At 73.9% G+C, this 19632-nt stretch carries 19 protein-coding genes; 15 read left to right on the plus strand and 4 right to left on the minus strand.

The window, feature by feature from the left end; translation table 11 throughout:
* Positions 1-478 precede the first annotated feature (478 nt).
* A complete protein-coding gene (locus ACWDR7_RS06250) occupies positions 479-2221 on the minus strand; it encodes a TIGR03767 family metallophosphoesterase (protein WP_449854066.1) in 1743 nt (580 codons plus the stop codon).
* A 231-nt stretch (positions 2222-2452) separates the two neighbouring features.
* Positions 2453-3439 (minus strand): o-succinylbenzoate synthase, encoded by a 987-nt coding sequence (locus ACWDR7_RS06255; RefSeq protein ID WP_449854067.1) that lies wholly within the window; start codon positions 3437-3439, stop codon positions 2453-2455.
* Between the two features lie 204 nt (positions 3440-3643).
* Here ACWDR7_RS06255 and ACWDR7_RS06260 point away from each other — a divergent pair, with 204 nt between their 5' ends.
* The 7 genes from ACWDR7_RS06260 to ACWDR7_RS06290 all read left to right on the plus strand — a co-directional run bounded on the left by ACWDR7_RS06260 (position 3644) and on the right by ACWDR7_RS06290 (position 9450).
* Entirely contained in the window at positions 3644-3967 is a 324-nt protein-coding gene (locus tag ACWDR7_RS06260) for a PadR family transcriptional regulator (protein WP_449854068.1), read from the plus strand.
* Between the two features lie 29 nt (positions 3968-3996).
* Entirely contained in the window at positions 3997-4965 is a 969-nt protein-coding gene (locus ACWDR7_RS06265; RefSeq protein WP_449854069.1) for a permease prefix domain 1-containing protein, read from the plus strand.
* Between the two features lie 109 nt (positions 4966-5074).
* Positions 5075-5872: an LLM class F420-dependent oxidoreductase gene (locus tag ACWDR7_RS06270; RefSeq protein ID WP_449854070.1), complete on the plus strand. Its 798-nt coding sequence runs from the start codon at positions 5075-5077 to the stop codon at positions 5870-5872.
* Positions 5872-6321 carry a hypothetical protein gene (locus ACWDR7_RS06275; protein ID WP_449854071.1) on the plus strand — a complete coding sequence of 150 codons (450 nt, stop codon included), beginning with the start codon at positions 5872-5874 and terminating at the stop codon, positions 6319-6321. Before ACWDR7_RS06270 ends, ACWDR7_RS06275 begins: the two co-directional genes overlap by 1 nt.
* A gap of 40 nt (positions 6322-6361) precedes the next feature.
* Positions 6362-7273 carry a 1,4-dihydroxy-2-naphthoyl-CoA synthase gene (locus ACWDR7_RS06280; RefSeq protein ID WP_449854072.1) on the plus strand — a complete coding sequence of 304 codons (912 nt, stop codon included), beginning with the start codon at positions 6362-6364 and terminating at the stop codon, positions 7271-7273.
* 13 nt (positions 7274-7286) lie between these two features.
* Positions 7287-8429, plus strand: coding sequence for an AMP-binding protein (locus tag ACWDR7_RS06285; protein WP_449854073.1), 1143 nt, complete (start codon positions 7287-7289; stop codon positions 8427-8429).
* 64 nt (positions 8430-8493) lie between these two features.
* A complete protein-coding gene (locus ACWDR7_RS06290; protein WP_449854074.1) occupies positions 8494-9450 on the plus strand; it encodes a 1,4-dihydroxy-2-naphthoate polyprenyltransferase in 957 nt (318 codons plus the stop codon).
* Positions 9451-9535: 85 nt separating this feature from the next.
* Here the strand turns inward: ACWDR7_RS06290 and ACWDR7_RS06295 are convergent, their stop codons facing one another.
* On the minus strand, positions 9536-9823 hold the full coding sequence (locus ACWDR7_RS06295; protein WP_449854075.1) for a DUF4229 domain-containing protein: 288 nt from the start codon (positions 9821-9823) through the stop codon (positions 9536-9538).
* 76 nt (positions 9824-9899) lie between these two features.
* Between ACWDR7_RS06295 and ACWDR7_RS06300 the strand changes: the two genes are divergently transcribed.
* The 5 genes from ACWDR7_RS06300 to ACWDR7_RS06320 all read left to right on the plus strand — a co-directional run bounded on the left by ACWDR7_RS06300 (position 9900) and on the right by ACWDR7_RS06320 (position 14688).
* Complete coding sequence (locus ACWDR7_RS06300) at positions 9900-10319, plus strand: PLD nuclease N-terminal domain-containing protein (RefSeq protein ID WP_449854076.1); 420 nt, start codon at positions 9900-9902, stop codon at positions 10317-10319.
* A gap of 13 nt (positions 10320-10332) precedes the next feature.
* On the plus strand, positions 10333-12117 hold the full coding sequence (gene menD, locus ACWDR7_RS06305) for a 2-succinyl-5-enolpyruvyl-6-hydroxy-3-cyclohexene-1-carboxylic-acid synthase (protein WP_449854077.1): 1785 nt from the start codon (positions 10333-10335) through the stop codon (positions 12115-12117).
* A gap of 112 nt (positions 12118-12229) precedes the next feature.
* Positions 12230-13102, plus strand: a complete 873-nt coding sequence (locus ACWDR7_RS06310; protein WP_449854078.1) for a polyphosphate kinase 2 family protein — start codon at positions 12230-12232, stop codon at positions 13100-13102.
* 56 nt (positions 13103-13158) lie between these two features.
* Positions 13159-14295 carry a glycerate kinase gene (locus tag ACWDR7_RS06315; RefSeq protein ID WP_449854079.1) on the plus strand — a complete coding sequence of 379 codons (1137 nt, stop codon included), beginning with the start codon at positions 13159-13161 and terminating at the stop codon, positions 14293-14295.
* A 42-nt stretch (positions 14296-14337) separates the two neighbouring features.
* Positions 14338-14688 carry a hypothetical protein gene (locus ACWDR7_RS06320; protein WP_449854080.1) on the plus strand — a complete coding sequence of 117 codons (351 nt, stop codon included), beginning with the start codon at positions 14338-14340 and terminating at the stop codon, positions 14686-14688.
* 291 nt (positions 14689-14979) lie between these two features.
* Here ACWDR7_RS06320 and ACWDR7_RS06325 read toward each other — a convergent pair whose 3' ends face one another.
* Positions 14980-16233, minus strand: coding sequence for an isochorismate synthase (locus tag ACWDR7_RS06325; RefSeq protein WP_449854081.1), 1254 nt, complete (start codon positions 16231-16233; stop codon positions 14980-14982).
* Between the two features lie 88 nt (positions 16234-16321).
* Here ACWDR7_RS06325 and ACWDR7_RS06330 point away from each other — a divergent pair, with 88 nt between their 5' ends.
* The 3 genes from ACWDR7_RS06330 to ACWDR7_RS06340 all read left to right on the plus strand — a co-directional run bounded on the left by ACWDR7_RS06330 (position 16322) and on the right by ACWDR7_RS06340 (position 19574).
* Positions 16322-17047 (plus strand): demethylmenaquinone methyltransferase, encoded by a 726-nt coding sequence (locus tag ACWDR7_RS06330; RefSeq protein WP_449854082.1) that lies wholly within the window; start codon positions 16322-16324, stop codon positions 17045-17047.
* Between the two features lie 22 nt (positions 17048-17069).
* A complete protein-coding gene (locus tag ACWDR7_RS06335) occupies positions 17070-18122 on the plus strand; it encodes a polyprenyl synthetase family protein (RefSeq protein ID WP_449854083.1) in 1053 nt (350 codons plus the stop codon).
* Positions 18123-18200: 78 nt separating this feature from the next.
* Positions 18201-19574 (plus strand): FAD-dependent oxidoreductase, encoded by a 1374-nt coding sequence (locus ACWDR7_RS06340; RefSeq protein ID WP_449854084.1) that lies wholly within the window; start codon positions 18201-18203, stop codon positions 19572-19574.
* Positions 19575-19632 lie beyond the last annotated feature (58 nt).

Below are 19632 nucleotides of genomic sequence, written 5' to 3' on the forward strand. Positions count from 1 at the left end.
GCTGCGCAAGCGCACGAACGACAACCCGGTGTTCTACGTGCAGTACGCTCACGCGCGCTCGCGGGACCGTAGACGAGTGCGACGGCGCTCGCTTTGCTCGCACAGCGATCGGTTGCTGGGGAGGGACGCCCGATCGGTTGCACTCATCGGTTGCTGAACGGAGCGCCGGAGGCGCGGAGATGAAGCGACCAGCGCAAGCGCCATGGACTTGCTGGGGTCGCTTCATCTTCGTTCGCTGGCGCTCACTACGTTCAGCAACCGGGGAGTTTCGCCGGTCAGTTGCACTCCTCGGCTGCTGTGGAGGGGGCGATCGGTTGCACCTATCGGTTGCTGAACGGAGCGCCGGAGGCGCGGAGATGAAGCGACCAGCGCAAGCGCGATGGACTTGCTGAGGTCGCTTCATCTTCGTTCGCTGGCGCTCACTACGTTCAGCAACCGGGGGGTTCACCGTTCGGTTGCGCCCATCGGCTGCTGAACCTCAGCCGCGCGGATCCACCAGGAGGAGTTCGGCGTTGCGGTCGTGCGGCTCGCCGATCGCGGTGGCGCGGGCGTTGAGGTCGTTGAACGCCAGCTCGCGGTAGATCGAGGCGAGCCCCGCGGGGGTGAAGTCGTCGTACTCCACGCGGGCCGGCGCATCCGACTCGATGAGCGTCGTGAACAGCGACAGCGTGCCGTCGCGGTTGTCGGCGAGCTCGATCACCCGGGCCAGCTGCGGCGCGTCGACGTGGGAGGCCGTGTTGATCTCCCAGAACCCGCGCTCGGGCGACGGGCCCGGGTGCGGCGTGATCGCGTTGCGGTGGCTGTGCCCGTTGATCCAGGCGATGACGTTGGGGTAGCGGTGCAGCAGGTCGAGCACCTGCGGCCCGAGCAGGCGCGGCTCGTCCGGGCGGCGCGGGTCGGGCGTCGGGTTGTCCATGGCGTGCGAGGGGTGGTGGCTGAACACGACGAACAGCTCATCGCTCGTGGCCTGGCGCTCCTCGCCGCCCAGCGGCGTCCAGTACCGGGACGATCCGGCGCGCAGCGTGCGCTCGAGCCAGGCGAACTGGTGCGCGCCGAGCGAGCCGCGGCCCCGGCCGCCCATCGTCGTCGTGTCGAGCGAGATGCCCGTGACGCCCTCGGCGATCGGGAACGTGTAGAAGAGGTCGCGGCCGTCGCGGTTCGCATCCGTGAATCCGTGCCCGATCGGGCCGGCGCCCTCGTAGCGCGGATCGAAGTGGGCCGCCACGAACTCCGCGGGCGTGAACGGGCGGCGCCGCTCGTCGGGGGTGATCTCGCGCAGCGTGCCGGTGCCGAACAGCTCGCGCGCCGTCACGCCGCGGGGATCGCGGAACGAGTCGGCGATCCGCTGCCGTGCCGCCCGATCCCTGCCGGTCACCTTCGTCGCCGCCGTGTAGTACTCGGCCATGGCGGGGGCGTCGGCCAGCGATCCCTGCACGGAGTCGTCGTGGTTGCCGAACGTGCAGTACCAGGGCAGGCTGAGGCCGGGCGAGGTCAGGGGCGCGCCGGCGGCGGTGAGCAGACCGGGGATCTCGGGGAAGCCCTTCGCGGTCCACGCCGAGCGATCCAGCGCGCGGTCGGGGTGCCAGTAGAACGGGTCGCCGCCGTCCTGCACGCCCTCGTATCGATCCGGATCGCCCGTGCGCTGCGCGGCCGTGCCGCCCGAGAGCGCCGTGAGGAACCACTCGAGCTCGGCGAGCTCGTGGTTGTCGGTGTTGTCGCCCGTCGTCACGACGAACGCGAGCTCGCCGCCCGTGTAGGGTCCGCGCCGCAGCGCGTTGATGCGGCGCACCAGCGCGGCCGATCCCGCCAGACCCAGCGCCTCCTGCGGGCGGTGCATCGAGGGGATGAGGTCGTGGATGTCCTCGATCCGCGCGGGGGACTCGGCGTCGATGAGGTGCAGATCGGTCACCTGCACGAACGACACGACGCCTTCGCGGCGGTCGTCGCGATCCGGGCTGCCCGCGGCCAGCTCCTCGCGCACGACCGTCGACCATCCGCCGGCCGCGACGAGCCGGGCGTAGCGGTGCGGATCGGCGTGCTCGGGAGCGCTCACCGACTCGACGGTCGTGCCGCGCGTCGACAGGGCGGGGCCCGCGGTGAGCGGCTGCGGACGCGGGGCGCCCGCGGGGGTGGCGCTCGCCGCGCCGACGGCCATGCCGGTGAGCCCGGCCAGGCCGCCCACGCCCGCCGCCAGCAGGATCCCGCGCCGCGTGAACCGCATGGGCCCAGGCTCCCCAGCGCGGGAGACGCCCCGTGAAGCGGCGGGCGAACACCCGGTGAAGCCCGGGTGACGATCGGGATCGGGCGAGCCCGCGGGGTTGCGGTGGTCGCTTCATCTCCGCGCCTGCGGCGCTCCGTTCAGCAACCGATTCGGGTGCACCCCTCGGTTGCTGACCCTTCGGCAGGCTCAGGGACCGAGCTGAAGCGACCTCAGCAACTCCTGCGGATCGACCTATCCGCCAGTGAGGAGCGCGTGGCAGCGCGCGACGCGCTCGCGCCACCAGGCCTCGCGGTCCGGCGCCGCGGCGTGCGCCGCGAGCAGGCCGGGGTCGGGCACGACGCGCGTCACCGGGATCGCGCCCTCATCCGCCGCCAGGCGCGGCTCGGCGACGTCGGCGGCCAGCAGCGCGGCGGTGCCGAGGCCGCAGTCGAACTCCAGCTCGGGCAGCGCCGCGGCGAGGGCGGCGCCCTGGGCGAGGCCGACGCTCGAGTCGAGCGCCGAAGAGACGACCGCCGGCAGCCCGGCGGCCGCGACGATCTCGAGCGCGCGGCGCACGCCGCCGAGCGGCTGGGCCTTGACGACGAGGATGTCGGCGGCGCCGGCGCGGGCCACGGCGAGCGGATCGTCCGCCTTGCGCACCGATTCGTCGGCCGCGATCGGAATGTCCCAGTCACGCAGCCGCTGACGGATCTCCGCGAGCTCCTCGACCGTGGCGCACGGCTGCTCGATGTACTCCAGGTCGAACTCCGCCAGGGCGTGCGCGGCGTGCTCGGCCTCGTCCACGTTCCAGCCGCCGTTCGCGTCGACGCGCACCCGCCCCTCCGGTCCCATCGCCGCGCGGACGGCGCGCACGCGCGCGATGTCGTCGGCGAGGGTCTGGCCGCGCTCGGCGACCTTGACCTTGGCGGTGCGGCAGCCGTCGAAGCGGGCCAGGATCTCGGGCACCCGCTCGGCGGCGATGGCCGGCACGGTGGCGTTGACCGGGATCGCGTCGCGCCGCGGTGCGGGCTGGGGGAGCCAGGCGAAGTCCAGCGCGGCCGCGAGCCAGGCGGCGGCCTCGGCGTCGTCGTACTCCAGGAACGGCGAGAACTCGGCCCATCCCTCCGGCCCCTCGAGCAGCGCGGCCTCCCGGTGATCCACGCTCCGGAAGCGCGTGGCCATCGGCAGCGCCACCACCCGCGTGTGCGCGAGCACCTCGTCCAGCTCCGGCAGATCCATGCCCCCATCCTGCCCCTCGCCATGCACAACGAAGGAAGACCGGCGGCGCCCGTCCGCGCGTACCGGCGTGTCGCGCCGGCCGGGCCGTCATCTTCCTTCGTTGTGCAGCGGGGCGGGGGTCTGGCCGCGGAGAGGGGATCCCCGGCGCGAGTACATCATGCGTGGGTGTTGCAATAGTGTGTGACGCACAGTAATGTTGCGGACATGGATGAGGGATTCGAGACACATCGACAGGAGCTGCGGCGCGGCACCGTCGTGCTGGCCTGCCTGCGCCTGCTGCGCGAGCCCGGTTACGGGTACGGCCTGCTCGAGGACCTCGCCGCGCGCGGCTTCGACACCGACGCGAACACGCTGTACCCGCTGCTGCGCCGCCTGGAGAAGCAGGGCTACCTCACGAGCGAGTGGAACACCGACGAGGCCCGGCCGCGCAAGTTCTACCGCACCTCCGAGGCGGGCGACCGCCTCGCCGACGCACTGACGACCGACTGGCGTGAGCTGGCACAGGCCTTCGACACGCTCGCCGACTGACCGAGAGACTGACCGAGGGAGGGATGGGGATGGACGCCATCACCAAGGACGACTACACCAACCGCTACGTCGAGGCCGCGACGCGGTCGCTGCCCCCCGACCAGCGCGACGACTACGCGGCCGAGCTGCGGGCGTCGATCCAGGACCAGATCGACGACCGCATCGAGGCGGGGCAGGCGCCGGCCGACGCCGAGCGCGAGGTGCTCGTCGAGCTCGGCGATCCCGCCACGCTCGCCGCGGGCTACGCCGGCCGATCGCTGCAGCTCATCGGACCGCGGTACTACTCCGACTGGAAGCGCCTGCTCGTGCTGCTGCTGTGGACGGTCATGCCGGTCGCCGCCTTCGCGGGGACGATCGGGCCGCTGCTGCGCGGGGAGGACGTGGGCGACCTGATCGCGGGGGCGATCGTGACCGCTCTCACCGCCGGCCTGCACGTGTGCTTCTGGGTCACGCTGGCGTTCGCGCTCGTCGAGCGGTTCGGCGAGCCGGGGCGCAGCCTCGGCGCGTGGACGCCCGACCGCCTGCCGCTCACGTCGGAGCGGCGCACCAAGTTCAGCGAGGTGGTGCTCGCGTTCGTCGCCGTCGCGGTGTTCGCGGTCGTCATCGCCTGGGACCAGCTCATCGGCTTCGTCATCCTGCGCGAGACCGGCGGCGAGCCGCTGCCGTTCCTCGACCCTGCGCTGTGGCCGTGGGGCTTCGGCATCGTGCTGGCGGCGACCCTCGCGACCGCGGTGCTCACGCTCCTGGCCTACCGCCGGGGGGAGTGGGCGACCTGGATGGGCATCGCCGCCGCGGTCCTCGCGCTCGGTGTGACGGCCGCGGCCGTGGTGCTCGCGGTGACCGGCCGGCTGCTGAACCCCGAATGGTTCGCGCTCGTGTTCCGCTCCGCCGAGCCGGGCACGGTGCAGGTGATCCAGACAGCCCTCGGCGTCGGGATCGCGGTGCTCGGCCTCTGGTCGGCGTGGGACTCGTTCCGCCGCACCCGCTCGCTGCGCTGACCCGGCCGGCCCAGCGGAGGACTCCGGCGCCTCCGGAGGACGGGATCATCCGATCCGTCCTCCGGGGGCGCCGTTCTCCGTCCCTGCGCGGTGGCCCTACCCTGATCCCATGCCTCTTCTCGACACCCCCGTGCGCCTCGGCGTGCAGCTCGCGCCCCAGCACCAGCCCTCGTACGCGACGATCCGCGACGCCGTGCGCCGCTTCGAGGACATGGGCGTGGACATCCTCTTCAACTGGGATCACTTCTTCCCGCTCTCCGGCGACCCGGACGGCACGCACTTCGAGTCGTGGACCGAGCTGGCCGCCTGGGCCGAGCTCACGGAGCGGGTGGAGTTCGGCGCCCTCGTGAACTGCAACTCGTACCGCAACCCCGACCTGCAGGCCGACATGGCCCGCACGATCGATCACATCTCGGCGAAGGACGGCGTGGGCCGGTTCATCTTCGGCACGGGATCGGGCTGGTTCCAGCGCGACTACGACGAGTACGGCTACGAGTTCGGCACGGTCGGCTCGCGCCTCGACGACCTCGCCGCCGCGCTGCCGCGCATCGAGGCGCGGTGGGCCAAGCTGAACCCCGCGCCGACCCGCAGGATCCCCGTGCTGATCGGCGGCAAGGGCGAGCAGAAGACCCTGCGGCTCGTGGCGCGTCACGCCGACATCTGGCACAGCTTCGTGGGCCCCGAGGAGCTGCCGCACAAGCTCGACGTGCTGCAGAGCTGGGGCGAGAAGGAGGGACGCGACGTCTCGCGCATCGTCGTCTCCAGCGAGCTCGGGCACCGCGACGAGGCGCACGCCGACGCGCTGTACACCGCCGGCGCGCGCCTGTTCACGCTCGGCATCGCGGGCGACGACATCGACGTCGACCGCGTGCAGCGCTGGCTCGACTGGCGGGACGGCAAGAACTGATGCGCGCGCTCGCGGCCGCGGCCCTCGTTGTCGGAGTGCTCGCCCTCGCGGGGTGCGCGACGCCGCAGGGCGAGGGCGCCGGCGCGGGCGCCGACCGCACGGGCGAGGTCGGCGAGGTGCTGCCGCGCGACGTGCCGAGCGGCTGGACCGGGCCGATGCCCGACGGGCAGAGCGCGGGCCCGCTGGTGGGCTGGATCGATGACGAGCAGTTCGGCGTCATCACGATCGGATCGGGCAGCTGCTACCCGGAGGCCACGGCGATCGAGGCGACCGGCGACGCGTCGGCGCGTATCGACTTCGAGATGCCGCCGGCGGACGCGATCTGCACGGCCGACTTCTCGCCGACGACGCACGCGCTCACGCTGCCGCCCGCCGTGACGGAGTTCCCCGTGTCGCTCGAGCTCGAGTTCGGCGACGACGTGGTCGACGCGGAGCTGCCCGCTCGCTGACCCGGGGGGGCGCGAGGGCGCCCCGGCGTAGGCTGGGACCGTGACCGACACCTTCGTCTCCGAGCTGTTCGATCCGGACGCGTGGGACGCGGCCCCCGGTGCCGACGCCTACCGCGACATCACGGCGCACGTGTCGAAGGACGGCCGGATCGCCCGCATCGCGTTCGACCGGCCCGAGGTGCGCAACGCGTTCCGGCCGGGCACCGTCGACGAGCTGTACCGGGCGCTCGAGACCGCCCGCACCGACCCGCGGATCGGCGTCGTGCTGCTCACGGGCAACGGCCCCAGCCCGAAGGACGGCGGCTGGGCGTTCTGCTCGGGCGGCGACCAGCGCATCCGCGGGCGCGACGGCTACAAGTACTCCGACGACGACACGGCCGTGACCGATCCGGCCCGCGCCGGTCGCCTGCACATCCTCGAGGTGCAGCGGCTCATCCGGTTCATGCCCAAGGTCGTCATCTGCGTCGTGCCGGGCTGGGCCGCCGGGGGCGGGCACTCGCTGCACGCCGTGTGCGACCTCACGATCGCCTCGGCCGAGCACGGCCGGTTCAAGCAGACCGACGCGGACGTCGGATCGTTCGACGCCGGGTACGGATCGGCGTACTACGCGAAGCAGATCGGCCAGAAGCTCGCCCGCGAGGTGTTCTTCCTGGCCGAGGAGTACTCGGCGCAGCGCGCCTACGAGATGGGCGCCGTCAACCGCGTCGTCCCGCACGCCGAGCTCGAGCGCGAGGCGATCGCCATGGCGCGCACGATCCTCGGCAAGTCGCCCACCGCGATCCGCATGCTGAAGTACGCCTTCAACGCCGCCGACGACGGGATGGTCGGGCTGCAGCTGTTCGCCGGCGAGACGACGCGCCTCGCCTACGGCACCGACGAGGCCGTCGAGGGCCGCGACGCCTTCCTCGAGAAGCGCGACCCCGACTGGTCGGCCTTCCCCTACCACTACTGATGCCGGACGCGGCATGAAGCTCGAACGGCTGGACACCGACGACCCGCGCGATGTGCTGCGGGCGCTGCGCGGTGCCGTGCTGGGCGCCGGGCCCGCGATCGCGCTCGGACCGGCCGCCGGGCTGCCGCAGGAGGTGCCCGCCGGAACGGCGGTGGTCCTCACGACGTCCGGATCGACCGGGGTGCCGAAGTCCGTCGCGCTGTCGCGGTCCGCGCTCACCTCGTCCGCCCTCGCCACCGCCGCGCGCATCGGCGAGGGCCACTGGCTGCTGCCGCTCAGCGGCGGCTACATCGCCGGCGTGCAGGTGATGGTGCGCGCGCTCGTCGCCGGGCGCGACCCGGCGATCCTGGCGGGCCGCTTCTCGGCGCGCGCGTTCGCCCATGCCGCCTCCGGCATGCACTCGACGGAGCGCGGCGCGGCGGTGCCGACCTACACCTCGCTCGTGCCCGCGCAGCTGCAGACCCTCGTCGACGCCGCGGACGATCCGGATGTGCTGCGGGCGCTGCGCTCGTTCGAGACGATCCTCGTGGGCGGCCAGGCCCTGCCGCCGGCGCTGCGCGAGCGCGCTGCGGAGCGCGGGGCGCGGATCGTGCGCACGTACGGCTCGACCGAGACGAGCGGCGGATGCGTCTACGACGGCGTGCCTCTCGACGGCGTGCGCGTCGCGGTGGTCGACGGCGAGCTGCGGATCGCGGGACCGACCCTCGCCGACGGGTATGCCGGCGATCCCGAGCGGACCGCCGCGGCGTTCGCGTCGGACGGCGACGGCACGCGCTGGTACCGCACGGGCGACGCGGGATCCGTCGAGGACGGCGTCGTCCGGGTGACCGGCCGGATCGACAACGTCATCGTCTCGGGCGGCGTGAACGTCTCGCTCGACCGCGTCGAGCGCGTCGTCCACGCGGTGCCGGGCCTGGAGGGCGCCGTCGTGGTCGGCGGCCCGCACGAGCGCTGGGGCGAGACGCCCGTGCTCGTGCTCGAGGGGGACGGCGCGCCGGAGCTGCTCGCGCAGGCGCGCGCGGCCGCGGAGCGCGAGCTCGGCGCGCCCGCCCGCCCGGACCGGATCGTCGCCCTCCGCGAGATCCCGCGGCTGGACAGCGGCAAGCCCGATCGCCGCGCGATCACCCGGGCCGTGGCGCGCGCGTCGCAGGGCTGACACCGTCACGCGCGCGTCGTCTCGTGCAAGGGAGCGCGGCTCGCGCGCCGTAGAATCTCCCCTCGTGGCGAAGAGCAAGAGCGCGAGAGGTGTCAGCGGCAACCCGGCGAAGCGGGGGAGCGTCGTCGCGCCGCCGCCCAAGCCCGTCACGCTCGGCGACTGGATCGGCGCGGCCCGGCTGCGCACGCTGCCGCTCGGCATCGCGCCCGTCGTCGTCGGCACGGGCGCGGCGATCCTCGCCGATCCCGAGCACCTCTTCCACTGGGTCATCGCGCTCGCGTGCCTCGTCGTGGCGGTGGCCCTGCAGATCGGCGTGAACTTCGCCAACGACTACAGCGACGGCGTGCGCGGCACCGACGACCACCGGGTCGGTCCCACCCGGCTCACCGCGAGCCGCCGGGTGAAACCGCGCACGGTGCTCACCGTGGCGCTCGTCTTCTTCGCGATCGCCGCGCTCGCGGGCCTGGCGATCGTCATCCGCACGCAGCAGTGGTGGCTGATCGCCGTCGGTGCCGCCTGCATCGTCGCGGCGTGGTTCTACACGGGCGGCAAGCGCCCCTACGGCTACAACGCGCTCGGCGAGGTGTTCGTCTTCGTGTTCTTCGGGCTCGTCGCGACGCTCGGCACCACGTGGGTGCAGGCGCTGCGCCTGCCGCAGGAGGCGTGGGCGGGCGCCGTCGCCGTCGGGTTCCTCGCGTGCGCCGTGCTGCTGGCCAACAACCTGCGCGACATCGATCAGGACCGCGCCGCCGGCAAGCGCACCCTCACGGTGCTGATCGGCCGCCGCGCCACGCAGATCCTGTACACGGTGCTCGTGCTGCCCGCGCTCGGCATCGCGGCGTGGCTCGCGCTGTTCTACCCGATCGCGTGGCTGACGTTCTTCGTCGTGCTCATGCTGGGCCCCGCGATCCTCATCGTCTGGACCTACCGCACGCCGCGCGAGCTCGTCACGGCGCTGGGCCTGACGTCGTTCGGCACGCTCGTCTACGCGGTCTTCCTCTGCTGGGCGCTCGTCGGCTGACCGCCCGGAACCCGCGAGACAGCATCCCTGCGCCGAGACGGCGTGCGCACGCCACTGTCTCGGCGCGCAGATGCTGTCTCGCGGATCAGTCCTCGCGCTGGTCGCGGATCGCGGCCTCGTTCGCGGCGTCCTCGAGGGCGTCCTCCTCGGCGCGCGCGCTCGGGGCGCCCTTGGCGGCGCGGGCCTCGTAGATGCCCGTCGAGACATCGGCGAGCGGCTTCCGCAGCAGCAGGATCGACAGGCTCAGCCCGATGATCGCCGCGAAGATCGCCGCCAGCCACCACAGGTCCTGGAACACCGGCAGCAGCATCATCAGGCCAAACGGCACGAGGAAGAAGGCCAGGCGCAGCACGGCGTAGAGGACGAATCTCACGGCGCCAGCCTACGTGCGGCTCGCTGAGTGTCCGCTTCCCGGCATTCCCCCGGTGCGGGCCGATTAGGCTGGATGAATGGCCCGCCTCATCGTCATCCTCGTGGTCGCGGCGGTCGTCTTCACCGTCTTCAGCGTGATCGACTGCGCCGTGCAGCCGGCGACCCGGCACCGCGGCGTGTCGAAGGGCTGGTGGATCGTCATCACGTGCGTGCCCGTGATCGGCGGACTGCTGTGGTTCCTCATCGGCCGCGGCCGCGGTCTCGACGCGCGCCGCGCCCGCGGACCCGTCGCCCCGGATGACGACCCGGCCTTCCTCGGCAGCCTCGGATCCGCCGCCGACCAGGACGAGCGCATCCGCCGCCTCGAGGAGGAGCTCGCCAAGCTCGACGACGAGGACGATGCCGAGGACGGCGCGGGCGACGAGCCGAAGCAGGCGGGGCCCGACGACACCCCGGGCGACGACGGCGTCGGCGGCAGCCGCGGCGCCATCGGATGAGCGGCGCGGCGGCATGAGCGGCGACGCGTCGCGCTCCGCCGCGACCGACGCGGCCTGCGCCCTGCTGGACGAGCTCGTCCGGCGCGGGCTGCGGCACGTGGTCGTCAGCCCCGGCTCGCGCTCGCAGGCCCTCGCGCTGGCCGCCGCCGAGCTGGAGCGGCAGGGGCGCATCCGCCTGCACGTGCGCATCGACGAGCGCGTCGCCGGCTTCCTCGCGCTCGGCATCGCGCGCGAGACCGGCATGCCCGCCGCCGTGATCTGCACCTCGGGCACCGCCGTGGCCAACCTGCTGCCCGCCGCGCTCGAGGCGCACCACTCGGGCGTGCCGCTGCTGCTGCTCACGGCCGACCGCCCGCCCGAGCTGCGCGGCATCGGCGCGAACCAGACGACGACGCAGCCGGGCATCTTCGGGTCGGCGGTGGGGCTGTCGACGGACGTGCCCGTGCCGCGGGGCGATGCCGGCGAGGAGGCGAGGTTCCGCCGGATCGCGCACGCCGCTCTCGACGCCGCCGCGGGGCGCGTCGAGTACCCTTCCTCGGCCGCGCACCCGCCGCGCCGCGCGCCGCGACCCGGGCGCCACATCCCGGGGCCGGCGCACCTGAATCTGCCGTTCCGCGAGCCCCTCGCGGGGGAGCTGCCTGCCTGGTTCACGGATCCCGGATCGTCGCGCGCGGACCGGGTGACGGATCCCGCGGTGGGCGCCGAGGAGGCGCCGCTGCCGGGCCGGCCCCGCGTGATCCACGACACCCTCACGCTGCCGCGCGGCCCCCGCACCGTGGTGGTGGCCGGCGCCGACGCGGGGCCGGAGGCCGAGGAGCTCGCGCACCGGGGCGGCTGGCCGCTCATCGCGGAGGTCGTCAGCGGCGCGCGCTTCGGCCGCCACCTCGTGCACGGCTATCGCGAGGCGCTGCGCAATGCGGCGCTCGGCAGCGCGATCGAGCGCGTGGCGGTGCTCGGCCACCCCACGCTCGCGCGCGAGACGGCGGCGCTGCTGAGCCGCGAGGACGTGGAGGTGATCGCCGCGCGCTCGGGCGGCGAGGCGCTCGACCTCAACGGGCGCACGGTCGAGGCGGGGCGGCTCGAGGTCGGGCCCGGCGAGACCGACCGCGCGTGGCTCGGCGCGTGGATGCGGCACGCGCGCGACCACCGCGTCGACCTCTCCGCCGAGGCGCCGGATCTGGAGGGGCTGCGCTCCACCGATCCGCGCGAGCGCCTGAGCGCCGTCGACGCCGAGCTGCGCGCCGTGCGCCGGCCCCTCGACCGCGCGCTGCTCGTCGACGCCGTGTGGGCCGCGACGTGGCCGCACGACCGGCTCGTGTTCGGATCGTCGCGCCTCGTGCGCGTGGCCGACGAGATCCTGCCAGGCAAGCGGATCCGCGTGCACGCGAACCGCGGGCTGGCGGGGATCGACGGCACGGTCGCGACGGGCATCGGCGTCGCGCTGGCGGCGCAGGACGCGGGCGCGACGGGCGTGACCCGCGTGCTGCTGGGCGACCTCGCGCTGCTGCACGACGCCGGCGCGCTGCTGCGGGCCCCGGGCGAGGAGAGCCCGCGCCTCCAGGTGATCGTCGGCAACGACGGCGGCGGCACGATCTTCGACGGCCTCGAGGTGGCCCGCGCAGCCGGCGCCGAGGCGATGACGCGCGTGCAGTACACGCCGCACGACGCCGACCTCGCCGCGCTCGCCGCCGCGTACGGCTGGGAGCACACGCGCGTCACCACGCGCGCCGCGCTCGATCAGGCGCTGCTCGCGCCCCTGACGGCGCCGCGCCTCATCGAGGTGCCGCTGGAGCGCTGACCGGCGGCCGCCGCGATCCGGTCCGCCGCCCGATCCGATCCGCCCGTCCCGATCCGCCCGCCCATCCGTCCCGCCCTCGATCCGTCCCCGCCGATCCGGCAGGATGGCCCCCATGGTCGCGAAGAGCCAGGCGAAGTGGACGACGGACGCGCGCGAGGCGCTGCGGGCGGGAGGAGGGTTCTCGCTCGCGGCGGTCGATCCGCGCTCGACGCCGGGGTACGAGGGCGACAAGGTCGACGGGATCGCGGATCTCGCGGCGGGCCTGGAGCAGCTGAGCGAGTACCAGGAGCGGCTGTACGCCGCCAGCCGCGGCGGCACCTCGCGCGACGCGGTGCTGCTCGTGCTGCAGGCGATGGACTCCGCGGGCAAGGGCGGCATCGTGCGCCACGTGATGGGCGGCGTGGATCCGCAGGGCATCGAGCTGGCGGCGTTCAAGGCGCCCACCGCGCAGGAGCGCGCGCACGACTTCCTGTGGCGCGTGGAGCGGCGCGTGCCGGCGCCGGGCATGATCGGCGTCTTCGACCGCTCGCACTACGAGGACGTGCTCATCGGCCGGGTGCGTGAGCTCGCGCCGCCGGCGGAGATCGAGCGGCGCTACGGCGCCATCGTCGACTTCGAGCGGCGACTCGCGGCAACCGGCACGCGCGTGGTCAAGGTGATGCTGCACCTGTCGTACGAGGAGCAGGGCGAGCGGCTCATGAAGCGCCTCGAGCGCCGCGACAAGCACTGGAAGTACAGCCCCGGCGACGTCGACGAGCGCGTGCTCTGGCCGCGCTACCAGGAGGCCTACGAGACCGCGATCGCGCGCACGTCGACCGACGAGGCGCCCTGGTACGTCGTGCCCGCCGATCGCAAGTGGTACGCGCGCCTGGCGGTGCAGGAGCTGCTGCTCGAGACCCTCGAGGACATCGACCCGCGCTGGCCCGCCGCGACCTTCGACGTCGCCGCGGAGAAGGCGCGGCTGCGCGCGACGTTCCGGGCCTGATCGCGGCCGGATCCGCCGGTGCGGGGCGTCCCTCGCGCGCACGAGAGAATGAGGGAATGACCGATTCCCCACGCGTGGTGCTCGCCCCCGACAGCTTCAAGGGATCCCTCGCGGCGGCAGACGTCGCCCGCGCGCTCGCCGCCGGCTGGCCGGACGCCGAGACGGTGGCGCGGCCGATGGCGGACGGCGGCGAGGGCACGCTCGACGCGTTCGCGACCGTGGTGCCCGGCTCGCGCCGCACGCCCGTGCGCGTGACGGGTCCGCTGGGCTTCGGCATCGACGCCGCATGGCTGTGGCTGCCGCCCACCGACGACGCCCCGCAGGGGACGGGCGTCGTGGAGCTGGCCTCGACCTCGGGCATCGAGCTGCTGGGCGACGCGCGCCGGCCCTGGGACGCCTCGACCCTCGGCTTCGGCCAGGCGATCGCGGCGGCGCTGGACCACGGCGTCTCGCGCCTCGTTCTCGGCATCGGCTCGAGCGCCTCGACCGACGGCGGGGCCGGGCTGCTCACGGCGCTGGGCGCGCGCTTCACGAACGACTTCGGCGCGTCGATCGCGCCGGGCGTGGCGGGCCTCGAGGAGGTGGCGGCGGCCGACCTGACGCGCCTGCGGCCGCTGCCCGAGGGGGGCGTGCAGGTGCTGAGCGACGTGACCAACCCCCTGCTCGGGCCCGATGGTGCCGCGGCCGTGTTCGGGCCGCAGAAGGGCGTGGACGACGTCGAGCGGGCCGAGGCCGCGCTCGCGCGCTTCGCCGACGTGCTGGGACGCACGGCGGGCGACTCGCTGCCGGTGGCCGCCGCGCGCCACGCCGATCCCGCCGCGCCGGGTGCCGGGGCGGCGGGCGGCGCGGGCTACGGGCTGCTCGCCTGGGGCGCGGAGCTCGTGCCGGGGGCGGTGCGGATCGCGGAGCTCACCCGGCTGCGCGAGGCGATCGCGGGCGCGGACCTCGTGGTGACGGGCGAGGGGTCGTTCGACGGGCAGTCGGCGGCCGGCAAGGCGCCCGCGCACGTCGCGGAGCTCGCGCGCGAGGCGGGCGTGCCCGTGGCGCTCGTGGCGGGCCGGATCGCGCCCGATGCCGACGTCTCGGCCTTCGTCCGCGCGGTCTCGCTCACCGAGCTGGCGGGATCCGGCGAGGCCGCGATCGCCGAGCCGGAGCGCTGGCTGCGCGAGGCGGGCGCCGCGCTGGCACGCTGATCCGACCGAGACGGCGACCGCCGGCCGGGGTACCGTGGCGGCATGACGACGGAGTCGACGTTCGCCCCGGAGTACCTCGCCGCCGCCCGCGCGTGGTTCGAGGAGGTGCTGCAGGCGGCGCGCGCCGTGCACGCGATCGGGGAGCGCGGCGCGGCCGAGGGGATCCTGCTGGCGCTGGATCGCTGGCTCCTCGCACGGGACGTCTCGTCGGGCCCGTCGGCGGAGCTGGCGATGGTCGTGCAGGCGATCCTCGGCGACGACGTGATGCGCCCGTTCGGCCCCTACGACCCCGCGACCTCCGTGCTGGGCAACCCCGTGGGCGCGCACATCACCCTCACCTTCGACGACGCGGCCGCCCTCGGCCGCGCCGTCTTCGCCCGGCTCGACCCCTGACGACGCCTTGCACTGGTCGCTTCATCTCCGCGGCTTCGACGCTCCGTTCAGCAACCGGTGAGGTGCAACCGATCGGTTGAACCGACGAGCAACCGAAGGGTGCAACCGATCGGCTCAACCGGTGAGCAAGCCAAAGCGCAACCGATCACTGTGCGAGCGAAGCGAGCGTGCGGGCGCTCATGCGCCCGCCCCGCGGCGCGAAGCGCCGCCTCGTCGGCGCGGGAGCGCCGACGCGAGCACGCGAGCGGCACCCGCGCAGCGGGTGCCCGAGCGCGCGCAGATCCAAATGAACTAAGCCAGCGCATCCACGATCGGGCGGAACTTCACCCGCGTCTCGAGCAGCTCGGCCTCCGGCACGCTGCCCTCGACGATCCCGCCGCCCGCGTGCGCCGTGACGGCGCGGGTGGCGCCCTCGACGGGGCCGAACTGGGCGCAGCGCAGCGCGATGGCCCATTCGCCGTCGCCGTCCCCGTCGATCCAGCCCACGGGGCCGGCGTAGCGGCCGCGGTCGAACGGCTCGAGGCGACGGATCGCGGCGACGGCCGCGTCGGTCGGGGTGCCGGCCACGGCGGCGGTCGGGTGCAGGGCGCGCACCATGTCGAGCGCGGTCGATCCGTTCGAGAGGGTGCCCTCGACGTCGGTCGCGAGGTGCCACAGGTTGGGCAGGCGCAGCATGAACGGCTGCTCGGCGGCGGCCAGGGCCGAGGTGTGCGGCCGCAGCGAGCGCAGCACGCTCTGCACGGCGTAGTCGTGCTCGGCGTTGTCCTTGTCGCTCGAGGCGAGCTCGGCGGTGATGGCCGCGTCCTCGTCGGCGTCGGCGCCGCGCGGCCGCGTGCCGGCCAGCACGCGGGCGGTCACCGTGCCGCGGCGGACCGTCACGAGCGTCTCGGGGCTGGCCCCGATGATCCCGTCGATGGCGAAGGCCCACGTGTCGGGGTACCCGGAGGCGAGGGCGCGCACGAGGCGGCGCAGGTCGGCGCCGGCCGGCACGGTGCCCGAGATGTCACGCGCGACGACCACCTTGCTGAGCTCGCCCGCGCGGATGGCGTCGAGCGCGGCCCGCACGGCGGCGCCGTGTGCCTCGGGATCCATCGCGCCGGGGCCGAGGGTCGCCGACCACTGCCCGCCGTACTCGCGCGGTTCCGCATCCGGCGCGGATCCGCCGAGTCGGTCGATCCGCGTCATCCACGCGCGACCGTCGCGGCGCCCGATCACCGTGGAGGGCACGACGAGCGTGCTCGGCGCCGACGAGGCCTCGTCGAAGGCGAACGCGCCGAAGCCGACCAGGCCGGTGCCGGGAAGGCGCACCTCGTCGTCGACGTCGGTGGCCTGCGCGATCGCGCGCCACACGTCGGCGAGGGCGTCGAGTCGGCCGTCCTCTCCCACGTCGAGCCGCAGCACCTCGGGGCCGGCGCCGATGAGGCCGTCGCCGCGCCGCAGCCACGCGATCGGATCGGACGCCGACGCGTAGCGGAGCGGATCGTCGACGGGATCGATCTCGCGGGTCGTGGCGACGAGTCGCGGCAGCGAGATCGGATCGGACACCCCACAAGCGTACGCCGGGGCGGCTCCCACGCTCCGCGGGCGGCGCTCGGACGGGCTCCCCAGGAAGCACCCGCCTAGACTCGATCGGGTGAGCACCGAGCCCAATCGCGCCGATCTCGGCAAGGACCCGACGCGCGTCAGCCGGATGTTCGACCAGGTCGCCGCGCGATACGACCTCACGAACATCGCGATGACCTTCGGGCTCGACGGGCTGTGGCGCGAGGCCACGACCCGCGCGGTCGACCCGCAGCCGGGGGAGCGGATCCTCGATCTCGCCGCCGGCACGTGCCGCTCGTCCGCCTCGCTGGCCCGCCGCGGCGCGCACGTGGTCGCCGCCGACTTCTCGCCCGGCATGCTCGCCGAGGGGCAGCGCCGCTTCGGCGACGTGCGCAACCTCGAGTTCGTGCAGGCCGATGCCACGGCCCTGCCGTTCGCGGACGACTCCTTCGACGCCGTGACGATGTCGTACGGGCTGCGCAACGTGAACCAGCCGCGGCAGGCGCTCGCCGAGCTGCTGCGCGTGACCAAGCCGGGCGGGCGCCTCGTCATCAACGAGTTCTCGACGCCGCCGAACCCCCTCTTCCGCGCGCTGTATCGCTTCTACGACGACCGCGTGCTGCCGCGGGTGGCGCGCCTGGTCGGCTCGAACGGCGAGGCGTACGACTACCTGAACGAGTCGATCCGCGCGTGGCCGGATCAGCGGACGCTGGCGGGATGGATCCGCGAGGACGGCTGGACCGACGTCGCCTACCGGAATCTCACGTTCGGCATCGTGGCCCTGCACCGGGCGCGCAAGCCCGCTCCGTCCGCCTGATCGCGGCTTGTAGGCTGGCAGGGTGACCCAGAGCCCCAGCGCGGCGGAGCGTTCGCGGATGGCGAGTCGCTTCGGACTGAGCGACCGCATCTTCGCGACCCCGGGCGCCCGCCGGCTCGTCGGCCGGATCGAGGAGGGGCTCGAGCGCGTCGAGACCGAGCTGTCGGAGGAGCTGCACTCCACCGACGCGCTCGTCGACGCCACGTCGCGCTACCTCTACGAGGCCGGCGGCAAGCGCGTGCGGCCGATGCTCGCGCTCCTGGCGGCGCAGCTCGGCGAGGGCGCGACGACCGAGGTCATCACCGCGGCGAAGGCCCTCGAGCTCACGCACCTCGGATCGCTCTATCACGACGACGTCATGGACGGCGCGGACCGCCGCCGCGGCGTCGCGAGCGCGCACGAGGTGTGGGGCAACAGCATCGCGATCCTCACCGGCGACCTGCTCTTCTCGCGCGCGAGCGTCATGATGGCGCAGCTGGGCAAGCGCGCCATGGAGCTGCAGGCGCAGACCTTCGAGCGCCTCGTGCTGGGTCAGATGCACGAGACGATCGGCGCGCAGCCCGGCGACGAGCCCGTGGCCTTCTACATCCAGGTGCTCGCCGACAAGACCGGGTCGCTCATCGCGGCGGCCGCGCAGGCCGGCGCCCTGTTCTCCGGAGCGGACGCGCGCTACCACGAGCCGCTGCGGCAGTTCGGCGAGAAGGTGGGCGTCTCGTTCCAGCTCATGGACGACGTCATCGACCTCTCGGCCGATCCCGCCGAGACGGGCAAGGTGCCCGGCACCGACCTGCGCGCGGGCGTGCCGACCATGCCGTACCTGCTGCTGGACGAGCTGGATCCCGCGCTGAAGTCCCGCATCGATGCGGGCGTGGAGCGGATCGCGGCGGGCATCGACCCGTCGGTGCTCGACGACGAGATCGCCGAGCTGCGCGACCACGAGGCCACGGCGCGCACGTGCGAGCTGGCCGAGTCGTGGACGCGCGAGGCGATCGCGCTGCTCGACGTGCTGCCGCGCGGCGGCGTGCGCGAGGCCCTCACCCGCTTCGCCGAATCGCTCGTCGACCGCAGCAGCTGACGCCGGCGCGGCGTCCGCTCAGGAGCGGCGCGCGAGACTGGATGGCGCGCCCCGCCGGACGTGCAAGGAGAGGAAACCATGACCAAGCTGAGGCTGGCCATCGTCGGCGCCGGACCCGCCGGCATCTACGCCGCGGACATCCTGCTCAAGACGGAGCGGAAGTTCGACGTCTCGATCGACCTCTTCGAGCACCTGCCGGCGCCCTACGGGCTCGTGCGCTACGGCGTCGCGCCGGATCACCCGCGCATCAAGGGCGTCATCAATGCCCTGCGGGAGGTGCTCGATCGCGGCGACATCCGCATCTTCGGCAACGTGCGCTTCGGCGAGGACATCGTGCTCGACGACCTGCAGCGGCACTACCACGCGGTGATCTTCGCCACGGGCGCCGTGCGCGACGCCGAGCTCGACATCCCGGGCATCGACGCCGAGGGATCCTTCGGCGCCGCCGACTTCGTGAGCTGGTTCGACGGGCACCCCGACGTGCCGCGCACGTGGCCCCTCACCGCCGCGAGCGTCGGCGTGATCGGCAACGGCAACGTCGCGCTCGACATCAGCCGCATGCTGGCCAAGCACGCCGAGGACCTGCTGCCCACCGAGGTGCCGCAGAACGTCTACGAGATCCTCGAGGCCTCGCCCGTGACCGATGTGCACGTGTTCGGACGGCGCGGGCCCGCGCAGGTGAAGTTCACGCCCCTCGAGCTGCGCGAGCTGGGCGAGCTGCGCGACGTCGACATGGTCGTGTACGACGAGGACTTCGACTACGACGACGCCTCGCGCGCCGCGATCGAGTCGAACAAGCAGGTCAAGGTGATCGACCGCGTGCTGCAGTCGTGGCGCCAGCGGCCCTCGGCCAACAACGCCGGCGGCACGGCGTCGCGCCGCCTGCATCTGCACTTCTGGGCGCGCCCCGTCGAGGTCAGGACCGACGCCGAGGGCCGCGTGGCCGCGCTCGTGTACGAGCGCACCCGCCCCGACGGCCAGGGCGGCGTGGAGGGCACGGGCGAGCTGCGCGAGGTGCCCATGGGTCAGCTCTACCGCGCCGTCGGCTACTTCGGATCGCCGCTGCCGGGCGTGCCGTTCGACGAGCGCCACGGCGTGATCCCGAACCACGAGGGCCAGGTGCTCGCGGCCGACTCGAACGAGCGCGTGCCCGGCATGTACGCCACGGGATGGATCAAGCGCGGCCCCGTCGGCCTCATCGGGCACACGAAGTCCGACGCCATGGAGACCATCCAGCACCTCGTCAACGACCAGGGCTCGTGGTGGCAGCCGGAGGATCCGTCGGAGGACGCGATCCCGGCCCTGCTGGCCGAGCGCGGCGTGCAGTGGACCGACCTGGAGGGCTGGCACCGCCTCGACGAGCACGAGATCGCGCTGGGCGAGCCGCACGGCCGCGCCCGCATCAAGGTCGTGCCCCGCGAGGACATGGTCCGCATCTCCCGCGGGGAGTAGCTTTTCTTTTTTGGATCTGCGCCGCTCGGGCACCCGCTGCGCGGGCGCCGCTCGCGTG

This window comes from Microbacterium sp. NPDC003461, from assembly GCF_053588335.1.

Bases quoted from the DNA above. Each gene is read 5' to 3' on its own strand.
- ACWDR7_RS06250 (WP_449854066.1), bottom strand. From the start codon at position 2,221: ATGCGGTTCACGCGGCGCGGGATCCTGCTGGCGGCGGGCGTGGGCGGC.
- ACWDR7_RS06255 (WP_449854067.1), bottom strand. From the start codon at position 3,439: ATGGATCTGCCGGAGCTGGACGAGGTGCTCGCGCACACGCGGGTGGTG.
- ACWDR7_RS06260 (WP_449854068.1), top strand. From the start codon at position 3,644: ATGGATGAGGGATTCGAGACACATCGACAGGAGCTGCGGCGCGGCACC.
- ACWDR7_RS06265 (WP_449854069.1), top strand. From the start codon at position 3,997: ATGGACGCCATCACCAAGGACGACTACACCAACCGCTACGTCGAGGCC.
- ACWDR7_RS06270 (WP_449854070.1), top strand. From the start codon at position 5,075: ATGCCTCTTCTCGACACCCCCGTGCGCCTCGGCGTGCAGCTCGCGCCC.
- ACWDR7_RS06275 (WP_449854071.1), top strand. From the start codon at position 5,872: ATGCGCGCGCTCGCGGCCGCGGCCCTCGTTGTCGGAGTGCTCGCCCTC.
- ACWDR7_RS06285 (WP_449854073.1), top strand. From the start codon at position 7,287: ATGAAGCTCGAACGGCTGGACACCGACGACCCGCGCGATGTGCTGCGG.
- ACWDR7_RS06300 (WP_449854076.1), top strand. From the start codon at position 9,900: ATGGCCCGCCTCATCGTCATCCTCGTGGTCGCGGCGGTCGTCTTCACC.
- menD (WP_449854077.1), top strand. From the start codon at position 10,333: ATGAGCGGCGACGCGTCGCGCTCCGCCGCGACCGACGCGGCCTGCGCC.
- ACWDR7_RS06310 (WP_449854078.1), top strand. From the start codon at position 12,230: ATGGTCGCGAAGAGCCAGGCGAAGTGGACGACGGACGCGCGCGAGGCG.
- ACWDR7_RS06315 (WP_449854079.1), top strand. From the start codon at position 13,159: ATGACCGATTCCCCACGCGTGGTGCTCGCCCCCGACAGCTTCAAGGGA.
- ACWDR7_RS06320 (WP_449854080.1), top strand. From the start codon at position 14,338: ATGACGACGGAGTCGACGTTCGCCCCGGAGTACCTCGCCGCCGCCCGC.
- ACWDR7_RS06340 (WP_449854084.1), top strand. From the start codon at position 18,201: ATGACCAAGCTGAGGCTGGCCATCGTCGGCGCCGGACCCGCCGGCATC.